Source organism: Oryzomonas japonica, from assembly GCF_008802365.1.
Lineage (GTDB): Bacteria > Desulfobacterota > Desulfuromonadia > Geobacterales > Pseudopelobacteraceae > Oryzomonas > Oryzomonas japonica.
Genome location: NZ_VZQZ01000002.1, coordinates 118,892 through 137,778, shown reverse-complemented (window position 1 = coordinate 137,778; position 18,887 = coordinate 118,892). Strand labels below are relative to the sequence as shown.

General features: G+C 55.7%; 17 protein-coding genes and 2 tRNA genes. All 19 read left to right on the top strand.

Annotated features, from left to right (window positions below; translation table 11 throughout):
• Positions 1-3: 3 nt before the first annotated feature.
• Positions 4-705 carry a (d)CMP kinase gene (cmk, locus tag F6V25_RS03875; protein WP_420849957.1) on the top strand — a complete coding sequence of 234 codons (702 nt, stop codon included), beginning with the start codon at positions 4-6 and terminating at the stop codon, positions 703-705.
• Entirely contained in the window at positions 702-1,544 is an 843-nt protein-coding gene (gene ispH / locus F6V25_RS03870; protein WP_149307904.1) for a 4-hydroxy-3-methylbut-2-enyl diphosphate reductase, read from the top strand. The genes cmk and ispH overlap by 4 nt, the downstream gene beginning before the upstream one ends.
• Positions 1,545-1,643: 99 nt before the next feature.
• Positions 1,644-3,377, top strand: coding sequence for a 30S ribosomal protein S1 (locus F6V25_RS03865; protein ID WP_151127318.1), 1,734 nt, complete (start codon positions 1,644-1,646; stop codon positions 3,375-3,377).
• A gap of 35 nt (positions 3,378-3,412) precedes the next feature.
• Positions 3,413-3,691, top strand: coding sequence for an integration host factor subunit beta (locus F6V25_RS03860; protein WP_149210658.1), 279 nt, complete (start codon positions 3,413-3,415; stop codon positions 3,689-3,691).
• A 26-nt stretch (positions 3,692-3,717) separates the two neighbouring features.
• Positions 3,718-3,804 (top strand) — tRNA-Leu (locus F6V25_RS03855).
• A gap of 184 nt (positions 3,805-3,988) precedes the next feature.
• Positions 3,989-5,563: a citramalate synthase gene (gene cimA, locus F6V25_RS03850; protein WP_151127317.1), complete on the top strand. Its 1,575-nt coding sequence runs from the start codon at positions 3,989-3,991 to the stop codon at positions 5,561-5,563.
• Between the two features lie 99 nt (positions 5,564-5,662).
• On the top strand, positions 5,663-6,208 hold the full coding sequence (locus tag F6V25_RS03845; RefSeq protein ID WP_151127316.1) for a ComEA family DNA-binding protein: 546 nt from the start codon (positions 5,663-5,665) through the stop codon (positions 6,206-6,208).
• 129 nt (positions 6,209-6,337) lie between these two features.
• Complete coding sequence (locus tag F6V25_RS03840; RefSeq protein ID WP_149210655.1) at positions 6,338-6,493, top strand: hypothetical protein; 156 nt, start codon at positions 6,338-6,340, stop codon at positions 6,491-6,493.
• Positions 6,494-6,617: 124 nt separating this feature from the next.
• Positions 6,618-7,337 (top strand): ribonuclease PH, encoded by a 720-nt coding sequence (rph, locus tag F6V25_RS03835; protein ID WP_151127315.1) that lies wholly within the window; start codon positions 6,618-6,620, stop codon positions 7,335-7,337.
• Positions 7,334-7,936, top strand: coding sequence for an XTP/dITP diphosphatase (locus F6V25_RS03830; RefSeq protein ID WP_151127314.1), 603 nt, complete (start codon positions 7,334-7,336; stop codon positions 7,934-7,936). Before rph ends, F6V25_RS03830 begins: the two co-directional genes overlap by 4 nt.
• Complete coding sequence (gene rlmD, locus F6V25_RS03825) at positions 7,933-9,411, top strand: 23S rRNA (uracil(1939)-C(5))-methyltransferase RlmD (protein ID WP_246166951.1); 1,479 nt, start codon at positions 7,933-7,935, stop codon at positions 9,409-9,411. Before F6V25_RS03830 ends, rlmD begins: the two co-directional genes overlap by 4 nt.
• A 733-nt stretch (positions 9,412-10,144) precedes the next feature.
• A complete protein-coding gene (locus tag F6V25_RS03820) occupies positions 10,145-11,488 on the top strand; it encodes a VWA domain-containing protein (RefSeq protein WP_151127313.1) in 1,344 nt (447 codons plus the stop codon).
• Positions 11,489-11,641: 153 nt separating this feature from the next.
• A tRNA-Val gene (locus F6V25_RS03815) sits at positions 11,642-11,716 on the top strand.
• A 107-nt stretch (positions 11,717-11,823) separates the two neighbouring features.
• Positions 11,824-13,734: a threonine--tRNA ligase gene (gene thrS, locus F6V25_RS03810; protein WP_151127312.1), complete on the top strand. Its 1,911-nt coding sequence runs from the start codon at positions 11,824-11,826 to the stop codon at positions 13,732-13,734.
• Between the two features lie 16 nt (positions 13,735-13,750).
• Positions 13,751-14,269 (top strand): translation initiation factor IF-3, encoded by a 519-nt coding sequence (infC, locus tag F6V25_RS03805; RefSeq protein ID WP_149307913.1) that lies wholly within the window; start codon positions 13,751-13,753, stop codon positions 14,267-14,269.
• Between the two features lie 44 nt (positions 14,270-14,313).
• Complete coding sequence (gene rpmI / locus F6V25_RS03800) at positions 14,314-14,511, top strand: 50S ribosomal protein L35 (RefSeq protein WP_151127311.1); 198 nt, start codon at positions 14,314-14,316, stop codon at positions 14,509-14,511.
• Between the two features lie 199 nt (positions 14,512-14,710).
• Complete coding sequence (rplT, locus tag F6V25_RS03795) at positions 14,711-15,064, top strand: 50S ribosomal protein L20 (protein WP_149307915.1); 354 nt, start codon at positions 14,711-14,713, stop codon at positions 15,062-15,064.
• 213 nt (positions 15,065-15,277) lie between these two features.
• Positions 15,278-16,294: a phenylalanine--tRNA ligase subunit alpha gene (gene pheS / locus F6V25_RS03790; protein WP_151127310.1), complete on the top strand. Its 1,017-nt coding sequence runs from the start codon at positions 15,278-15,280 to the stop codon at positions 16,292-16,294.
• Positions 16,295-16,445: 151 nt separating this feature from the next.
• Positions 16,446-18,851 (top strand): phenylalanine--tRNA ligase subunit beta, encoded by a 2,406-nt coding sequence (pheT, locus tag F6V25_RS03785; protein ID WP_151127309.1) that lies wholly within the window; start codon positions 16,446-16,448, stop codon positions 18,849-18,851.
• The last annotated feature ends 36 nt before the right edge of the window (positions 18,852-18,887 follow it).

Sequence of the window (18,887 nt, the reverse complement as noted above, 5' to 3'; positions counted from 1 at the left end):
GCCGTGAACGCACGTCCCAACGGCCTGATCATCGCCATAGACGGCCCTTCCGGCGCCGGTAAGAGTACCATCGCCCGTTTGCTGGCCAAGAGGCTTGGCTATCTGCAGATCGATACCGGTGCCATGTATCGGGCTGTGGCCTTTCTGGTCGGTCAAGCGGGGATCGATCCGGGCGATGTCGCCGCCGTGGAACGTCTCTGCAACAGCGCGGATATCCGCCTTGATAACGCCAACTGCTCCCTGCGGGTGTATGCCAACGGACAGGATGTGACCGAGTTGATCCGGACGCCGGAGATGTCCCTGATGACCTCGCGCATCTCGGCCCTCAGGCCGGTGCGCGAATCCATGATGCTGCTTCAACGCCGGTTGGGACAGGACGGCGGTGTGGTGCTCGAAGGGCGGGACATCGGCACGGCTGTCTTTCCCGATGCCGAGCTCAAATTTTTCCTCTTCGCCTCCCCCGAGGAACGGGGGAAGCGTCGTTACGCGGAACTGGTCGGTAACGGGGAACCGGTAACCCTGGAAGAGACCATCGAAGCGGTCACCCGGAGGGATCGCCAGGATTCCCAGCGTGATATCGCCCCGCTCAGGCAGGCCGAGGACGCAATTCCCGTTGATTCGTCCCATAGCAGTATTGAAGAGGTGCTGAACAAAATGGAAGACATTGCAAGGGGAAAAATCCAACAGGCTGGAACACTACTATGAAAGTACTTCTCGCAAAGCGCGCAGGATTCTGCTTCGGCGTCAAGCGGGCCACCCAGATGGCCTTTGAGGCGGCGGGGATCGATAAAACAACCTATACCCTCGGACCGATCATCCACTCCCCCCAGGTCGTCAACAAGTTGGAGGAGATGGGGGTCAAGGTACTCAAGAACCTGGACACCATGGATCGCGGCACCATCATCATCCGCTCCCACGGGGTAGCTTCCCACGAGATCGAAGAGGCGGTGCAAAAGCAGTTGGAGATCGTTGACGCAACCTGTCCTTTTGTCAAGAAGGCTCAGGAACATGTCAAACGGCTCTCCGAGACCGGCTACGGCGTGGTCGTAGTGGGGGATGCGGACCACCCCGAGGTGCAGGGGATCGTCTCCTATGGCGGCGATAAAGTGTTTGTCGTCGGTTCCGGCGAGGAGGTCAGCAAACTTCCCAAGATGAACAAGATCGGGGTTGTCGCCCAGACGACCCAGTCGTTTGAAAACCTCAAAAACGTCGTATCGGAGTGCCTTTTGCGGGGCGGCGAGATCCGGGTGTTCAACACGATCTGTGACGCCACGGCGATACGCCAGGAGGAAGCCAAGGAATTGGCGTACCAGGTTGACTGCATGCTGGTGGTGGGGGGCTTCAACAGCGCCAACACGCGCCGGTTATCCGAGGTATGTGTTGAAATCCAGCCGCGCACCCACCACATAGAAACCGCCGCCGAGATCGATCCCGGTTGGTTTGACGGGGTTGAGCGGGTCGGGGTCACGGCCGGGGCGTCGACTCCCAAATGGATTATCGATGAAGTGGTGAGCCGGATTGAGGAGCTGAATAAAAGCAATTGAATTTTTTCCAACTCGTTGCTATATTATTATGCTTACAATAACATCATATACAAAACAGGAAAACAGCAAGATAGAAAAACGTCCAGGGGGTAAGTTTTAATGGTTGATTTCAAAAGGCTCGACACTTCAGACACCGGTGAGCAAGACGACGACGCTGAACAGCAAAGCAGTGAATTTGCCGCGCTCTACAACGAGAGTCTCAAAGAAAGGCCTGAACGGGATAAAATTATAGAAGGTACGGTCGTCCGTATTGACCAGGATACCGTGTTGGTGGATATCGGCCTTAAGTCGGAGGGTTTTGTTTCGGCCAACGAGTTCCGTGATGCCAATGGCGAGATTACGGTTCAGGTCGGTGAGCGCATTCGGGTCCTCATGACGCGCGAAGACGGGAAAAAAGGGTATATCCTCTCGAAAAGAAAGGCCGACTACCTGGCCGCCTGGGAAAAGATCGGCGGTTCCGGGCAGGAAGGCGGCATTATCGAAGGGACCATTACGGCACGGGTCAACGGCGGTTACACGGTGGATATCGGCGTTCCCGCCTTCCTCCCCACCTCTCAGGTGGATATCAGGCCGTCGTCCGATGCCGAAAGCTATATTGGCTTGAAGTCCAAGTTCAAGATCATCAAGCTGAACCAGAAACGCGACAATATCGTTCTCTCCCGTCGCGCCATCCTTGAGGAGGAACGGGCCGCAATCCGTGACGTAACCCTCGCAAAGCTCGAGGAAGGGCAGATTGTGAATGGCGTTGTCAAAAACGTCACCGATTACGGGGCATTTGTGGATCTTGGTGGCGTGGATGGGTTGTTGCATGTCTCCGATCTCTCCTGGGGCCGGGTGGGCAAGCCGTCCGATATCCTCAAGCCGGGTCAGGAAGTGACCGCCAAGGTACTCAAGTTCGATCGCGCCAAGGGAAAAATTTCCCTCGGCATCAAACAGACCCTTTCCGATCCCTGGCTGGAAGTCCCCTCCCGCTATCCCCTGGAAAGCCGCATCAGGGGCCGCGTTGTCAGCTTGATGGAATACGGTGCCTTTGTGGAATTGGAACCGGGTGTCGAAGGTTTGATCCATGTTTCCGAGATGTCCTGGACCAAGCGGGTCCGTCGCGCCGCCGATGTACTCACGGTCGGCGACGAGGTTGAGGCGGTCGTGCTGGGGATTGACATGGACAACCGCAAGATATCCCTGGGGCTGAAGCAGGTGTCGGAAAACCCCTGGAAAACGATTGCCGAAAAGTATCCCGTTGGCACCAAGATCGAAGGCCAGATCAAGAACATGACCGATTTCGGTATGTTCATCGGCATAGAAGACGGCATCGACGGTCTGGTCCATGTCTCCGATATCTCGTGGACCAAGCGGGTCAAACACCCCGGCGATGTCTACGAAAAAGCGCAACTCGTCCAGGCCGTGGTACTCAAGGTGGATGTGGACAACGAGCGTCTCTCTCTCGGCATCAAACAGCTTGAGCCGGACCCCTGGAGCCTTGCTCCCGACAAGTACCGGGCCGGTGCCAAGGTGACCGGCAAGGTGACCTCCCTGACCGATTTCGGCGTCTTTGTCGAACTCGAAGAGGGGATTGAAGGTTTGATCCACGTATCCGAGCTGTCCCGCGAAAAAGTGCCGTCTGCCAAGGAATTCGCAGCCATCGGCGACAGCCTTGAGGCGGTGGTGTTGAGTTGCGATTCGCGTGAACGCCGCATTTCGCTCTCCATCAAGGCAATGCAGGCTGCGGCGGAGAAGGCCGAGTTTGCCCAATACCTGAGCTCCCAGGGCGAGGCGACCTCCAACTTAGGTGAGCTTTTGCAGCAGGAACTTAACAACAAAAACAATCAATAAATATACGTTTTACTACGAAGCAGGAGATTGATGCGATGACCAAAAGCGAACTGATCGAGAAAGTCGTCCAGACACATGGGATGTTGAATATGAAGGTGTCTGAAGCCCTTGTGAACACGGTTTTCGACTCGATAGAAGATGCCCTGAAGACCGGAGACAAGGTGGAAATCCGCGGGTTCGGCAGCTTTACGATACGTGAACGTTCGGGGCGTGAGGCCCGCAATCCCAAGAGTGGCGAGGTTGTGCGCATCCCGGCGAAAAAGACGCCGTTTTTCAAGACCGGTAAGGAATTGAAGGAGCGGGTAAACTGCTAAGCAGTCCCCTCAATGGTTGAACCGCCGCCCGGATGGCGGAACTGGTAGACGCAAGAGACTTAAAATCTCTCGACTCTCGGGTCGTGCCGGTTCGACCCCGGCTCCGGGCACCAGCATGAAACGACAAAAGGGCTTTGCAGGTTGTACCTGTAAGCCCTTTTGTGCATTCTGGGTGCGGGGGCGATTTCTGCGCCACGGGCTTGTTGAAAATTTTTCAGAATAAGTATACAAACATAGTTTCTGTTTCATGTAAAACGGTCTAGAATCTTCATATTGTTAATGCTTGGGGAGGTAACGATGAGCCTTGTAAAACTGTATGACACAACACTGCGGGATGGTACCCAGGCAGAAGACATCTCGTTACTGGTGGAGGATAAGGTCCGCATAGCCCGTAAACTGGACGAGCTTGGGATTCAGTATATCGAGGGGGGCTGGCCGGGAAGTAATCCAAAGGATGTCGCTTTTTTCAAGGATATCAAGAAGGAAAAACTTCGACAGGCCAAGATTGCCGCCTTCGGTTCCACCCGCCGGGCCAAGGTGACGCCGGACAAGGATAACAATATTGTCACCCTGATCAAGGCTGAGGCAGATGCAATCACGATCTTCGGCAAGACGTGGGACTTTCATGTCCGTGAGGCGTTGCGCATCTCCCTGGAGGAAAATCTGGAGTTGATTTATGATTCTCTGGAATATCTGAAAAAGCATGCGCCGGAAGTCTTTTACGATGCGGAGCATTTCTTCGACGGTTACAAGGCCAACCCCGACTATGCCATTAAAACCCTCAAGGCGGCGGAAGAGGCCAACGTCGATTGCATCATCCTGTGCGACACCAATGGCGGGACCATGCCGTTCGAGGTGGCCGAGATCATCAAGGCGGTAAAGGAACAGATCAAAACGCCGCTCGGCATTCATGCCCATAACGACTCCGAGTGTGCCGTAGCCAATTCCCTGCACGCCGTGGACTTGGGGATCGTACAGGTTCAGGGAACCATCAACGGTTTTGGCGAGCGCTGCGGCAACGCCAACCTCTGTTCCATCATCCCCGCCCTCAAGGTCAAGATGGCTAAGGAGTGCATCAGTGACGAGCAGATGCGCCACCTCAGGGAGCTATCCCGCTTTGTCTACGAGTTGGCAAATATCTCCCCCGACAAGCACCAAGCCTATGTGGGGAATTCAGCCTTTGCCCATAAGGGTGGGGTTCATGTCAGCGCCATCCAGCGGCACCCGGAAACCTACGAACATATGCGGCCTGAACTGGTTGGCAACTGCACCCGGGTTCTGGTTTCAGACCTCTCCGGCCGCTCGAATATCCTGGCTAAGGCTGAAGAGTTCAACATAAATCTCGACAGCAAGGATCCGGTCACTCTGGAAATCCTCGACAATATCAAGGAGATGGAAAACCGTGGGTATCAATTCGAAGGTGCCGAGGCATCCTTTGAGCTGTTGATGATGAAGGCGTTGGGAACCCATCGCAAGTTTTTCACCGTACTTGGCTTCCGGGTTATCGACGAAAAGCGGGGCGAAGACCAGAAGCCCCTGGCAGAGGCGACCATCATGGTCAGGGTCGGCGGCAAGGTCGAGCATACCGCCGCCGAAGGCAGCGGTCCGGTCAACGCTTTGGACAACGCCATCCGCAAGGCATTGGAAAAATTCTATCCCAAGCTCAAGGAGGTCAAACTCCTGGACTACAAGGTCCGCGTTCTGCCTGCAGGGCAGGGTACGGCTTCATCGACCCGCGTTCTGATCGAGTCGGGTGACAGGCATACGCGCTGGGGGACCGTCGGCGTATCCGATAATATCATCGATGCCTCCTACCAGGCGCTGATCGACAGTATTGATTTCAAGCTGCACAAATCGGAGGAGCAGGAATAGCCGGTTTGTGAACAGCGTCACCGTGAGCGGGCAAAAGCCACGGACCAGCGCCGCGCTGGTCCGGATAATGGCGCCGCGAGGGAGCATGGGAGGCAGGACATGGTTCGTTATGAGCGCATAATCCTTCTTCTTGTCGCAGCGGCTCTTTTGATCCCTGCTGGTATAAGAACCCGTCAAAGCGCACAAAAGGCCGCTTTGGCGGGTTTTTCCGTCAAAGGATTCGTGCGTGTGGAAGGGGATGTGGCGCATCCCGGCATGTATCCTTTGGCCGCCAATATTATGACGCAAAGCGCCATAAAAATGGCGGAACCATTGCGGCCTCTCAAAAGACTTGCACCGGCAGGCGTTGCTGAGCGGCGTCTCAAAAACGGCGAAGATATTCGCCTCACGATCCGGGAGGACGGGCAGGGGGACGTGACCTTCATCCCGCTGCCAGCTTCTGAAAGAATGCTCATGGGAATTCCCTTGGATATCAATACGATGGGGGCGGCTGATTTTGACCGGCTCCCCGGCATCGGCCCCTTAATCGCCGGGCGCATTGTTGCCTATCGTCAAAATAATGGCGGTTCAATGGCGCTGGAAGAGTTGCTCAATGTGGAGGGAATAGGGGAAAAGAGGTATGAAACAATTAAAAGGTATTTCTAACTATATGAAGATAAAGGTGATATTTTAATACGACAATTTATGTTGGATTGCACAGCTGGAATTGGCACGCATGGTGTAAACACTCATAGGTACTGATTTTACTGAAATTTCGCTATGAGGAGGAGTGCTATGCAATGTCCACGCTGCAAGGGCCGTATGTTCGCCGAGAAATTCTACGATTTCGTCCGCTCGTTCGATGCATGGAAATGCACGTGCTGTGGTGAAATGCTTGACTCCACCATTCTTGCCAACCGGACGCGTTGCAACGACACCCACCTCGGCTGATAGAACACTGTACATGAGGTTTTAACAAACCAGGGAACCTGTTTCAGGTTCCCTTTTTGTTTGACACGCGGGCAACGAAAGGATATTGAACACCTTCCAGTTTTTTACCGGAAGGAGTGAGGCAATGACAAGGAATGACGGCAGGGGATGTTGCGATTTGCGCCCCATCACCATCACGCGAAACTTCACCAAGCACGCCGAGGGCTCCGTGCTGATCGCATTCGGCGACACGCGGGTCATCTGTACGGCATCGGTGGAGGAATCCGTCCCGCCGTTTTTGAAGGGCAAGGGAACCGGGTGGGTAACTGCCGAGTACGCAATGCTGCCCCGGGCCACCCACACCCGGTCGCCGCGTGAGGCGGCAAAAGGGAAGCAAACCGGCCGGACACTGGAGATCCAGCGCCTGATCGGGCGCTCGTTGCGTGCCGTTACCGACCTGGCCCGGTTGGGCGAACGGTCCATTTATATCGATTGCGACGTTATCCAGGCTGACGGCGGCACGCGAACCGCCTCCATCACCGGGGCGTATGTCGCCCTGGCCGATGCGTTGGTCGGGCTCCGCGACAAGGGTGTTTTTGTCGATATTCCGCTCAAGGAGGCCGTGGCTGCGGTCAGCGTCGGTATTATTGCCGGCGAACCGATGCTGGACCTGAATTACCTGGAAGATTCCAGTGCTGAGGTCGACATGAATTTTGTCATGACATCCAGTGGCCGCTTTGTGGAGGTTCAGGGGACTGCGGAGGCCGAACCGTTCACCATTGAGCAGATGGATGCCATGCGCGGCCAGGCTATGGCTGGCATACGGCGACTCTTTGCCTTTCAGCAGGAGGCTCTGCGGGTATGAAAGAGCTCGTCGTTGCCACGCGTAACCGGGGAAAGCTGGTGGAGATTCAGGCACTGCTGGCCGGCTTGGTCGCTTCGGTTCGTTGCGCCGACGATTTCGCGGGATTTCCGGATACGGTGGAGGATGGTGCTACTTTTGCGGAAAATGCCCTGAAAAAGGCTCGTGAAGCCGCCAGCTTCAGTGGGCTGCCGGCCCTGGCAGACGATTCCGGCCTCGTGGTGGATGCGCTCGAAGGTCGCCCTGGTGTCTATTCGGCCCGTTTTGCCGGCGAAGGAGCCGGGGATGCCGCCAACAATGCCAAGCTGCTTACAGAACTGGCGGGAGTGCCGCCTGAATCGAGAACGGCGGCCTTTGTCTGCACGCTGGCTTTTGTGACACCCGCCGGCGATACGCATCTCTTCACCGGCAGGGTGGGGGGGCGCATTCTCGACGCCGCACGCGGCGAAGGCGGCTTTGGCTATGATCCGCTTTTTCTGGTCGATGGCTGTGACCGGACCATGGCGGAACTCGGCGTCGATGAAAAGAATCGTATCAGTCACCGGGGACAGGCCTTCCGTCTGTTTCATGGGTATCTACAGGAAGGGTGCGATAAATCGTGAAAGATGAACGTGAAATAAAACGTGGGGGAAAACGCCCCGTAAAACAGCCCGCTTCCCCGCGCGGTACTGCTCCTGTTGTATCCAAGGACACCCGTTGGACCCCCCAAATCAAACGCAATGCGGTGATGGAGTTTGCCATAACCGCCCTGGATGAGGATGGCTACGGTACGGCGCGTACCGACGACGGTATGACGCTCCGGGTCGGCGGAGCCCTGCCGAGTGATGTCGTCCTGGTCAGAATTGATCAAATTTCCCGCGGCACGGCCTATGGCCACATGCTTAAGCTGCTGACCCCTTCGCCGCTGCGCAGTAAACGCCCTCCCTGTACGGAAAGCGCCGATTGCCTCGGTTGTCCTTTGATCGCCATGAAGTACCGTGAGCAGACCGCCTGGAAGCGTGGGATGATCCTGGCGGAATTGGCCAAACATAGTGAGTTGGCGGGTATTACCGTTCACCCGCTGCTCTCCCCGGAGAATCTGATCCACTATCGCACCACGGCTAAACTGACCATCGCCGGCAAGTGGTCCGATCCGTTTATCGGCATTTATCGTCGCGCCAGCCACGATGTCTACGATCTGGATCAATGTCCGCTCCATCACCCGCTGATCAATAGGGTTGTGGAGGCGGTAAGGCTGGGGATCGTCAAGCTGAAGGTGCCGGTCTACAACCCCCATAGCAAAATGGGGCTGCTGCGCTATCTTGTGGTGCGGGTTTCCGCGCACGAGCGCAAAGCCATGGTGGTCTTTGTGACGGCCCAACGTTCCTATAATGAGGTTCATCACCTGGGACGCTTTGTCCAGGGAATGATACCCGAAATCGAGGTCATGGCCCAGAACGTGAATGCCTCCGAGGGGAATGTCATTTTGGGGCAGAAGGATTACTTCCTGACGCCCCAGCACTACCTGACGGAGAGGATCGGCGATGTTGCGTTTCAGGTCTCCCCCCGGTCGTTTTTCCAGGTCAATAACTCGGGTGCGCGCCTGATCTACGAACAGGTGAAGCGCTGGGCCGGTCTGGGGGGCGGGGAGAACGTGCTCGACCTCTATTGCGGCATCGGCGGGATAGCGTTATTTCTGGCCGATCAGGCGGCGCAGGTGATCGGCATCGAGGTTGTGGAAGAGGCGGTGGCGGATGCCCGTCGGAATGCCAAGCTCAATGGCCGCAAAAACTGCCGCTTCGAAGCCGGTGATGCAGCGGAGCTACTCGAAGATCTGGCGGAGGAGGGGCAGTCGATCGACGTTGCGGTGCTCAATCCTCCCCGCAAGGGGTGTGCGCCGGATGTGCTGGATACGGTTGCAGGTCTGGCACCTTCCAGGATTATCTATGTGTCCTGCTATCCCCAGAGCCTGGCACGCGACTTGGTGGCCCTGAAAAGCCGTGGCTATCATTGCCGGGAAATCCAGCCGGTAGACATGTTTCCCCAGACGGTTCATGTGGAAAACGTGGCCCTGCTGGAAAGGCAGGTAACTCCATAAAGAGTGTTGATCCCTGACGAGCTTGCAGTGACCCTTCTTGTGTAAAGTTGAAATCCGCATTCTACGGCGTGGTGATGTGGACCGGCTATGCCGGTCCTGAATAGAAACGTTGGCGCGTGTCACCTCGAAACGCTTCGTTTACCCGAATTACCCTCCCCATACATAAATCCCTTGGTTGCTACGGAATCAGGTATTTCCTTTCGCTGATTTTCCGGCCTTGCATTCACCACTTATCTGCTGTTGGTGCGTTGTCGGAATATTTGTGCGACGGGTGTTAATAATTCCGACATATTCGGTAGGTAGGCTTGCAAAAATGCGGTTCTGCGGTACCCTATCAACAGAGCGCTTAATATTGTTACGTTAATGCGCCTCGTTGCCCCGGGAGAGGGCGCACCTCTAATCCGTAAAACACAAAAATTATCAAAAATATAATGAAATAGAGAACCAAAGAACAAGAAACAGCATCATCCTTCCGACTGAAAAAATGAATATTGCAATGGAAAGATAGGGCCAAAATTCAAGGATTTTCCTGAGACCCGGTAAATGTCGCCAGAATTTATGCCAGTTGAAAAGCAGGCTGGCATTAAGTGTGCTTTCTGATAGCTCAGGAGATGTGGTTGTAAAATATGCCTGATACCAGAAGCCCTGTAGTATGGGGTAGGTGCTCACGTCCAGATCATAAACGTATTGAGAACCGGTGGTACAGAAGTCTTCCGGTCAGAAAGAGGCTGCCATGTTCAAGCACATCAAGAAAACCGTTCGACGTCTGCGTTCTCCCTATGTCATCGGCCTGTTTATTTTAACGCTCTCTGGTTGCGGCGGAGGAGGGGGGAGCGCTGGCACGAGCGGGGGTGGAGGGGGGTCGACACCTTCGCCATCTACGGCATCTCCCACAATTTCGACCCAAAGCTCTGTTGACCTTGGGACGACTGTTGTTAACGGCACTTCGGCCCAGCTGTTGACGATCCGGAACACCGGTACGGCGGCCCTGGCACTCGGGCAGCTTTCCCTGGCCGGCGACGCGCAATTCAAAATCGATCCTGGCACGGATACCTGCTCCAAGAAGAGCGTCGCGCCATCGTCCGCCTGTACGTCGTCCATTCAGTTGACCCCTACGGGGCAGCAAGGTTACACCGCCACCCTGATGATCCCCTCGAATGACCCCGCGAACAAGGTGCTAACGGTAGCATTAAGCGGGAAAGGGACGGCCCTGGATCTGAAAAGCACCGGGGTCGTAAGAACTGGCTGTACCGCAATCCCTCCCCAGCTGCAACTCCTTGTGACCGTAGCTGACAGCACCGGTCAGCCGGCGGCTTTGACCTCCCCGCTCTTTACGGTATTCGAAAATGGGGTTCCAATTACTAGCCCGGCCCCGGCCATAACACCGGTCACGACAAGATCTTCCCTCTCCGTTACCGTTGTGATGGATTATAGCGGCAGTTTGAGTCTTGCTGAACAACAATGGATGCAAGACAACACGAAAGGCTTCATTGATTCGCTGGTTTCAACAGTGCAAACAACCGATGAAGTGTCGATCATGAAATTTGCGACAGACTACCATCCAACGCCTTTTTATCCATTGGCTTCCTCGGTACAGGTCTTGAAAAACGCTATCGATGCACCTTATGTCTATGATTCATCAACGTCTTCGATCTGGGATTCGACCTATGCCGCGGTTGATAATACCGCTGCGCGAACCAACGATCAACGAATTGTGATCCTGCTTTCCGACGGGGAGGATATCCCGAAAACGCATACCCTGACCGATCTCATCAACCATGCCATCGCCCAAAAAATACCGGTTTTCACGGTCACGATTCTCCATCCAAACCATTCCTACCCGGCGCTGATGCAGCAATTGGCACTTCAGACCGGCGGGCAGAGTTTTTCGGCTTCGACTTCTGACACTGCCGATCTTCAGGGGATATACGGTAAAATATCAAACATATTGACCTCGCAATTCAAAATTATATACAACACCACCTCAACCGGTGGAGCTACGGTTGCCTTGGATGTCAAGGTTGATGACAATGGTAGTTATGGAGAATTTACGACAACGGCCATCGGCTGCAAGTAGTGCCCGTTAGAGCCCCCTTGTTCCACCATAGCGAGTGGTATCAGCCGTTAGCGACTGATACCACTGCCGATCGCATATTCCCTTTACGGTGATTTTCAAAAATATCTGCTTGACAAGCTCGCGGTATGTTGCTATTACTTTCCAGCTTTTTGTAGGCGCGTAGCTCAGGGGGAGAGCGCTACCTTGACACGGTAGAGGTCGGCGGTTCGAGACCGCCCGCGCCTACCATTTAAAAGAAGAAGCAGTGCTTAAGCAAAGCTGCAAGCGTGGGCATCGATGTTTCGATGCCTTTTCTGTTTGGATGTCATAAGGTCGGTAGTACACAGGAGATTGGTATGGCAAGTATCAATATCACGCTTCCTGACGGTTCCGTAAGGGAACTTCCCGCAGGCGCGAACGTTTTCGATCTGGCAGCATCCATTGGAGCCGGTCTTGCGAAAGCCGCCTTGGCCGGCAAGATCAATGGCGAACTGGTTGACCTCACGGCGCCCATGAGCGATGGCGCGCATGTGGAGATCATCACCGAAAAAAGCCCCGAAGCCTTGGAAATTATTCGTCATTCGGCCTCCCATTTGATGGCCCAGGCGGTGAAAGAACTGTTTCCCCAGGCCAAGGTGACCATCGGTCCGGCCATTGAGACCGGCTTTTACTATGATTTCGATATGGATCGGCCCTTTACCCCGGAAGATTTGGAGCGTATAGAGGCCAAGATGTCCGAGTTTGCCGCGGCCGATCTGAAACTCGAGCGTCGTGTGCTGGCCAGTGCTGACGCTATCCGCATGTTTGAGGGAATGGGTGAGCCCTACAAGACCGAACTGATCAACGACTTAGGCGTTGAAACGGTGTCGGTCTATAGTCAGGGTGGATTTGCCGACCTCTGTCGCGGCCCCCATGTGCCCAGCACCTCCCGCATCAAGGCTTTCAAGCTGCTCTCCATTGCCGGCGCCTATTGGCGCGGCGATGAGAAGAACCGTATGCTGCAACGGATTTACGGCACGGCCTTTGTGGACAAGAAGGAGCTTGAAGCCTATCTGAATCGCCTGGAAGAGGCCAAACGCCGCGACCACCGCAAGCTGGGGCGTGAGCTGGATCTCTTCTCCTTTTCCGACGAGGTCGGCGCAGGCTTTGCCATCTGGCACCCCAAGGGGGCCATGTTGCGTACGGTTTTGGAAGACTTCGAACGCAAGGAACACCTCAAGCGCGGTTACGACATCGTGGTGGGTCCCCAGATTCTCAAGACCGAATTGTGGCAGCGCTCCGGGCACTACGAGAACTACCGCGAGAATATGTATTTTACCGAGGTGGACGAGCAGAGCTTCGGCATTAAGCCGATGAACTGTCTTGCCCATATGATGATCTACAAGTCCCAGCTCCGCAGCTACCGCGACCTGCCGTTGCGCTATTTCGAACTGGGCACGGTGCACCGCCACGAGCGGGCCGGCGTACTGCACGGCCTTTTGCGGGTCCGCTGCTTCACCCAGGACGATGCCCATATACTCTGCACTCCCGAACAACTGGATGCCGAGATCAAGGGCGTTCTTGCCTTTGTCAGCGACGTCATGGCGATCTTCGGGTTCGAGTACGAGATGGAGCTGTCCACCCGCCCGGAAAAGTCCATCGGTGACGATGCCTCCTGGGAGCTGGCCACCAACGCGCTCCTGTCGGCGCTCAAGGATTCCGGCCGTCCCTACGAGATCAACGAGGGCGACGGTGCTTTCTACGGACCCAAGATCGACATCAAATTGCGTGATTGTCTTGACAGACGGTGGCAGTGTGCTACTATCCAGTGTGATTTTACCCTTCCGGAGCGCTTTGATCTCAATTATATCGGCCCGGATGGAGAGAAAAAACGGCCTGTCATGGTCCACCGGGTGATTCTCGGTTCCATCGAGCGTTTTATCGGGGTTCTGATAGAACATTTTGCCGGCAGTTTCCCGCTCTGGCTCTCGCCGGTTCAGGCCACCGTGCTGACCGTTACCGACAACCAGATTGCGTTCGCTCAGGAAGTGCAGGCGCATCTCAGGGCAGCCGGCGTCAGGGTGCAGTCCGATTTCCGTAATGAAAAACTGAGTTTCAAGATTCGCGAGGCTCAGTTGCAGAAGGTTCCTTATATGTTGGTGATCGGTGACAAAGAGGTGGAGCAGGGGACCGTGACGCCGCGATATCGCGACGGCAAAAACCTGCACCCCATGACGCCTGCCGATTTCGTTGATTTCATTGCCTTAGAATGCAGGAACTTCAAGTAATTCAGGAGGTGCAGTCATAGCAAAACCGACCGTGAACATCAACAATACCATCCGCGCCACAGAAATCCGTGTCATCGGCGCCGATGGCGAGGCGCTCGGCGTCATTCCTACTTCCAAGGCGCTTGAACTCGCCGAACAACAGCAGCTCGACCTGGTGGAAGTCTCTCCGACAGCGGTTCCGCCTGTCTGCCGGATCATGGACTACGGAAAGTTCAAATACCAGCAGAGCAAAAAGCTGCAGGAAGCCAAGAAAAAACAGGTTCATGTCGAGGTCAAAGAGATCAAGCTGCGGCCTAAAACCGATGAACATGACCTCATGTTCAAGATCAAGCACGTCAGGCGTTTCCTCGAAGAGGGGAACAAGGCAAAGGTGACGTTGGTATTCCGGGGGAGGGAAATCACCCACATGGATATCGGACGTGCCGTCATTGAACGCTTTGCCACCGAGCTGCAGGACGTCGCCGTGATCGAATCTCAGCCGCGTGTCGATGGCCGTAATATGTATATGATTGTTGCTCCGAAGGTTAAAAAATAGCGGATTATAATTACCGTTTACCATTGCACATAAGGAGAAGAACCATGCCGAAGATCAAAACAAATCGGGGTGCCGCCAAGCGCTTCAAAAAGACGGGAACCGGCCGCATCAAGCGTAGCAAAGCCTTTACCAGCCATATTCTGACCCCCAAGACCCGCAAGAATAAACGGAATCTGCGTCAGAGCTCCATGGTTGCCGATGTGGACCAGAAAAATATTGCCAAGTTGATTCCCTACAAATAGGGCGATTTCATAACCTGCTTTCACCGCTTGCACCACTCGGTTGGGTGCGGAATGTGGTGACGGATGCGGACAGTACCGCTTCGCCGCCATGGGACCCCCCCCAATCCTGTGCACACAGGTGAAACGGCATAATGCCAAGAACCATGAGGACCTGTCTCCCCTTATGGATCGGGCGAAATTCATCACGAAGGAGTAGAACATGCCACGCGTAAAAAGAGGATTCAAAGCGAGACGCAGACGCAACAAGGTATTAAAACTTGCCAAGGGTTTCCGGGGCGCACGGAGCAAATTGTTCCGCAGTGCGACCGAAGCGGTTGATCGGGCCCTTAATTACGCTTTCCGCGACCGTCGTGTCAAAAAGCGTGATTTTCGCAGTCTGTGGATTACCCGCATCAACGCGGCTTCCCGTCTTAACGGGCTGTCGTACAGCAAATTCATCTTCGGTCTCAAAAAGGCCAATGTGCAGATCGACCGTAAGGTTCTGGCCGACATCGCCGTATCCGATCCGACCGGGTTCAGCCAGATCGCTACCCTTGCCAAGGCTGGCATCTAAGCAGACCGGTTTTGGTTTCAAAACTGAGGGAATGGGATGAAACAGTCCCATTCCTTTTTTTGTAAGGTTCACGAATCGGCCTGATCCCTTCATTGCCCCGTTCAGTCCCCTTGCTTGCCGTTTTGGCAGACAACCGTGAGTTCTCCCTATTCTCCGGGATTCGTATCGGGCATCCGAGTGATTTTGCAGATTCATTTGATTACGGGGTACTACATGCGGGAACAACTTGAAAGATTGAGAGACGAGGCCGCAAAGGCCATAGCCGCCGTTTCCAGCGAGGAAGCCCTTCAGGAAATACGGGTCAGATTCCTCGGCCGCAAAGGAGAGTTGACCGCTCTCATGAAGGGGCTCGGTGCGCTCAGCCCCGAGGAACGACCGATTGTCGGACAGTTGGTCAATACCGTCAAGGAAGAGGTCGAGGCCAGCCTTGATGCCGCACTGGAAACAACGCGTGAAGCGGCCCGGAGCCAGCGGCTGCAATCCGAACGGATCGATGTCACCTTGCCTGGCCGTCGCCCGGTCAACGGCACCAAGCATCCCATCTCCCTGGTGGTCGAAGAGGTCTGCGATATCTTCGCCGGCCTGGGATTTTCCGTTGCGGAAGGCCCCGAGATCGAGCATGATTGGTACAACTTCGAGGCGCTCAACTTTCCCCCGGAGCACCCTGCCCGGGACATGCAGGACACCTTCTTCGTCGAAAACAACCTGCTGCTGCGCACCCATACGTCTCCGGTCCAGATCCGGACGATGCTGAAGCAAAAGCCGCCGGTGCGCATCATTGCCCCTGGTACGGTCTACCGCTGCGATTCCGACGCCACCCATTCCCCCATGTTTCATCAGGTCGAAGGGCTGATGGTGGACCAGGGCATCACCTTCGGCGACTTGAAGGGCATACTGACCATATTCACCAATCAGTTGTTCGGCCAAAAGACCGGCGTTCGTTTGCGTCCCAGCTTTTTCCCGTTTACCGAGCCTTCGGCCGAGGTGGACATCGCCTGCGTCATCTGTGGCGGCAAGGGGTGCCGGGTCTGCAAAAACACCGGCTGGCTCGAGATACTGGGAGCCGGCATGGTTGATCCCGAGGTCTACCGTCACGTCAACTACGATGCCGAAGAGGTGTCCGGTTTTGCCTTCGGGATGGGCATCGAACGCATCGCCATGTTGAAGTACGGCATCAGCGACATGCGCCTGCTGTTCGAGAACGACGTGCGGTTCCTGCGGCAATTCTAGAGGTTGTTGAAAAACAGCCATCTCGCCGCCCTCCTCGAACGCCCCTTCGTGCAGCGTAGCGCTGCTACGCCTCCTTGGGGCATTCTGCGGGTGCGACGATCTGACTATTTTTGAACAACCTCCTAATTCAGAATATTCTAGGTGTCCTGATATGAACGTTACCTATAACTGGCTCAAGGAATTCGTCGATTTTGATCTCACCCCCGATCAGTTGGCCGATCTGCTTACCATGCTCGGCCTCGAGGTAGAGGGGATGGAGAAGCTTGGCGAGGGGATGGACGACGTCGTGGTGGCGGTGGTCGAGGAAAAACGACAACACCCCAACGCCGACAAACTCTCCCTCTGCCGGGTGAATAGCGGCACCGAGGTGCTGGACGTGGTCTGCGGCGCCCAGAACTTCAAACAGGGCGACACGGTTGCCTTGGCCAAGATCGGCGCAACACTCCCGGGTGATTTCAAAATCAAACGTTCCAAAATCCGCGGCGAAGAATCCTGCGGCATGCTCTGCTCGGAAAAGGAATTGGGGCTGTCCGCGGAAAGCGCTGGCATCATGGTCCTGCCTGCCGGCCTGAAACTCGGTACTCCAATCTTTGCCGCCCTGGGGCTGAAGGACACCCTTCTTGAGATCGGCCTGACCCCCAACCGCGCCGACTGTCTCAGTGCCGTGGGCATTGCCCGTGAGATTGCCGCCAAACTGGGACAAAAGATCCGCTGTCCTGAAAACGCGATCAACGAGTCTGGTGAGCCGGTCGACAAAAACATCAGCGTAACGGTTGAAGACGCCGAATATTGTCCGCGCTATGCCGCGCGCTATCTGAGCGGCTGCCGCATAGCTCCCTCTCCTGAGTGGCTGGTGAAGCGGCTCAACGCCATTGGTGTGCGGTCCATCAACAACGTTGTGGACGTCACCAACCTGGTGATGATGGAACTGGGGCAGCCACTGCACGCCTTTGACTGCGATCGTCTGGCCGGGCAGCGGATTGTGGTGCGCCGTGCCGGCGAAGGAGAGCGTTTTACAACCCTGGACAGCCAGCAGCGTACCCTCACCGGCGACGATCTGGTCATCTGCGACGCCGAGCGGCCGGTCGCCCTGGCTGGTGTCATGGGGGGCGAAAACTCCGAAATTGCCGATACCACCACGAACATTCTGCTCGAGAGCGCCTGGTTTCTGCCGTCAGCGATCCGCAAAACCAGTAAGCGGCTTGGCCTGCATACGGAGTCCTCCCACCGTTTCGAGCGCGGAGTCGATATCGGCGGTGTGATCCATGCCCTTGACCGGGCTGCGTCGTTGATTATGGAACTTGCCGGTGGCCGTGTGGCCAAGGGAAGCCTCGATGTCTACCTTGGCAGGCGTGAGCCGGAAACGATCGTATTTCGCCCGGAACGCGCCAACGCCATGATCGGGATCGATCTGCCGCGGGAGGAGGCCATTGGCATCCTCAAACGGCTCGAATGTGCTGTAAAGGAACTACCGGAAGGGGCGTTGGCGGTGGTGCCGCCCAGCTACCGGATCGACCTCGAGCGCGAGATTGATCTGGTAGAAGAGATCGCCCGCTTGAACGGCTTCGACCGTATTCCAGCGACCCTGCCGCTGGCGCGCGTCGTCTCGGACCGTCCGACGCGGCACCAGCAGCTCGAGAAGAGTGTCAGGGATATCCTTGTCAAGCACGGCATGAACGAGATCATCAATTTCAGCTTTACTGCACCGGGTGCCGCGGATAAACTGCTGCTCCCCGGGGATGATTCGCGGCGGAGCACGATCCGTCTGGCCAACCCCCTGGTGGATGAACAGTCGGTCATGCGTACCACCCTTTTGCCCGGTGTTCTCGAAACGGTTGCCCGCAACATCAGCTTTCGCTCGCTTGACCTGAAGCTCTTTGAGATGCGCCGGGTGTATCTGCCCGTTCCGGGTGAGGAGATGCCGCACGAGCCGCTTTATGTGGTGGGAGCCCTGACCGGCTCACGCGACGGGCTGGGGTGGAGTCGCGCCAACGAGGCGGTCGATTTCTACGATGCCAAGGGCATCATAGAAAACCTGCTCAGCCAGTTGAGCATCGGCGGTGTGAAGTGGGTGGCCGATGCGCCGGAGCCGTTTTATCATCCCGGTAAATCATGCAGCATCGTAGCCGGCAGGGAGAGGATCGGATCGGTCGGTGAACTGCATCCCACGGTTCAGGATAATTTTGGCCTGGATAAGCCGGTCTATTGTTTTGAGCTTGATTTCGAAAAGATGCTGACCCTGGCACGGCAGAAACGGACCATTTCGGCCCCCTCCCGTTTTCCGGACAGCACACGTGATATTGCCATGCTGGCCCCCGTGGAACTGCCGGTGGAAAAGATCGTCGAGTGCATCCACAGCGTCAAGGCCAAAGAGGTTGAACAGGTTGATATCTTTGACGTGTATCAGGGGAAGGGCATCCCTGAGGGGTTTAAGAGCATCGCTGTCCGCATCCGCTATCGCTCATATGAGCGCACGCTCACCGATGACGAGACCGGAAGAGTGCATGGGAAGATTGTTGACAGCCTTTTGAATAAGGTAAAAGTATCAATAAGATAAAAACCTGTTGCGTAATGCCGTTCCCTATGTTATAAA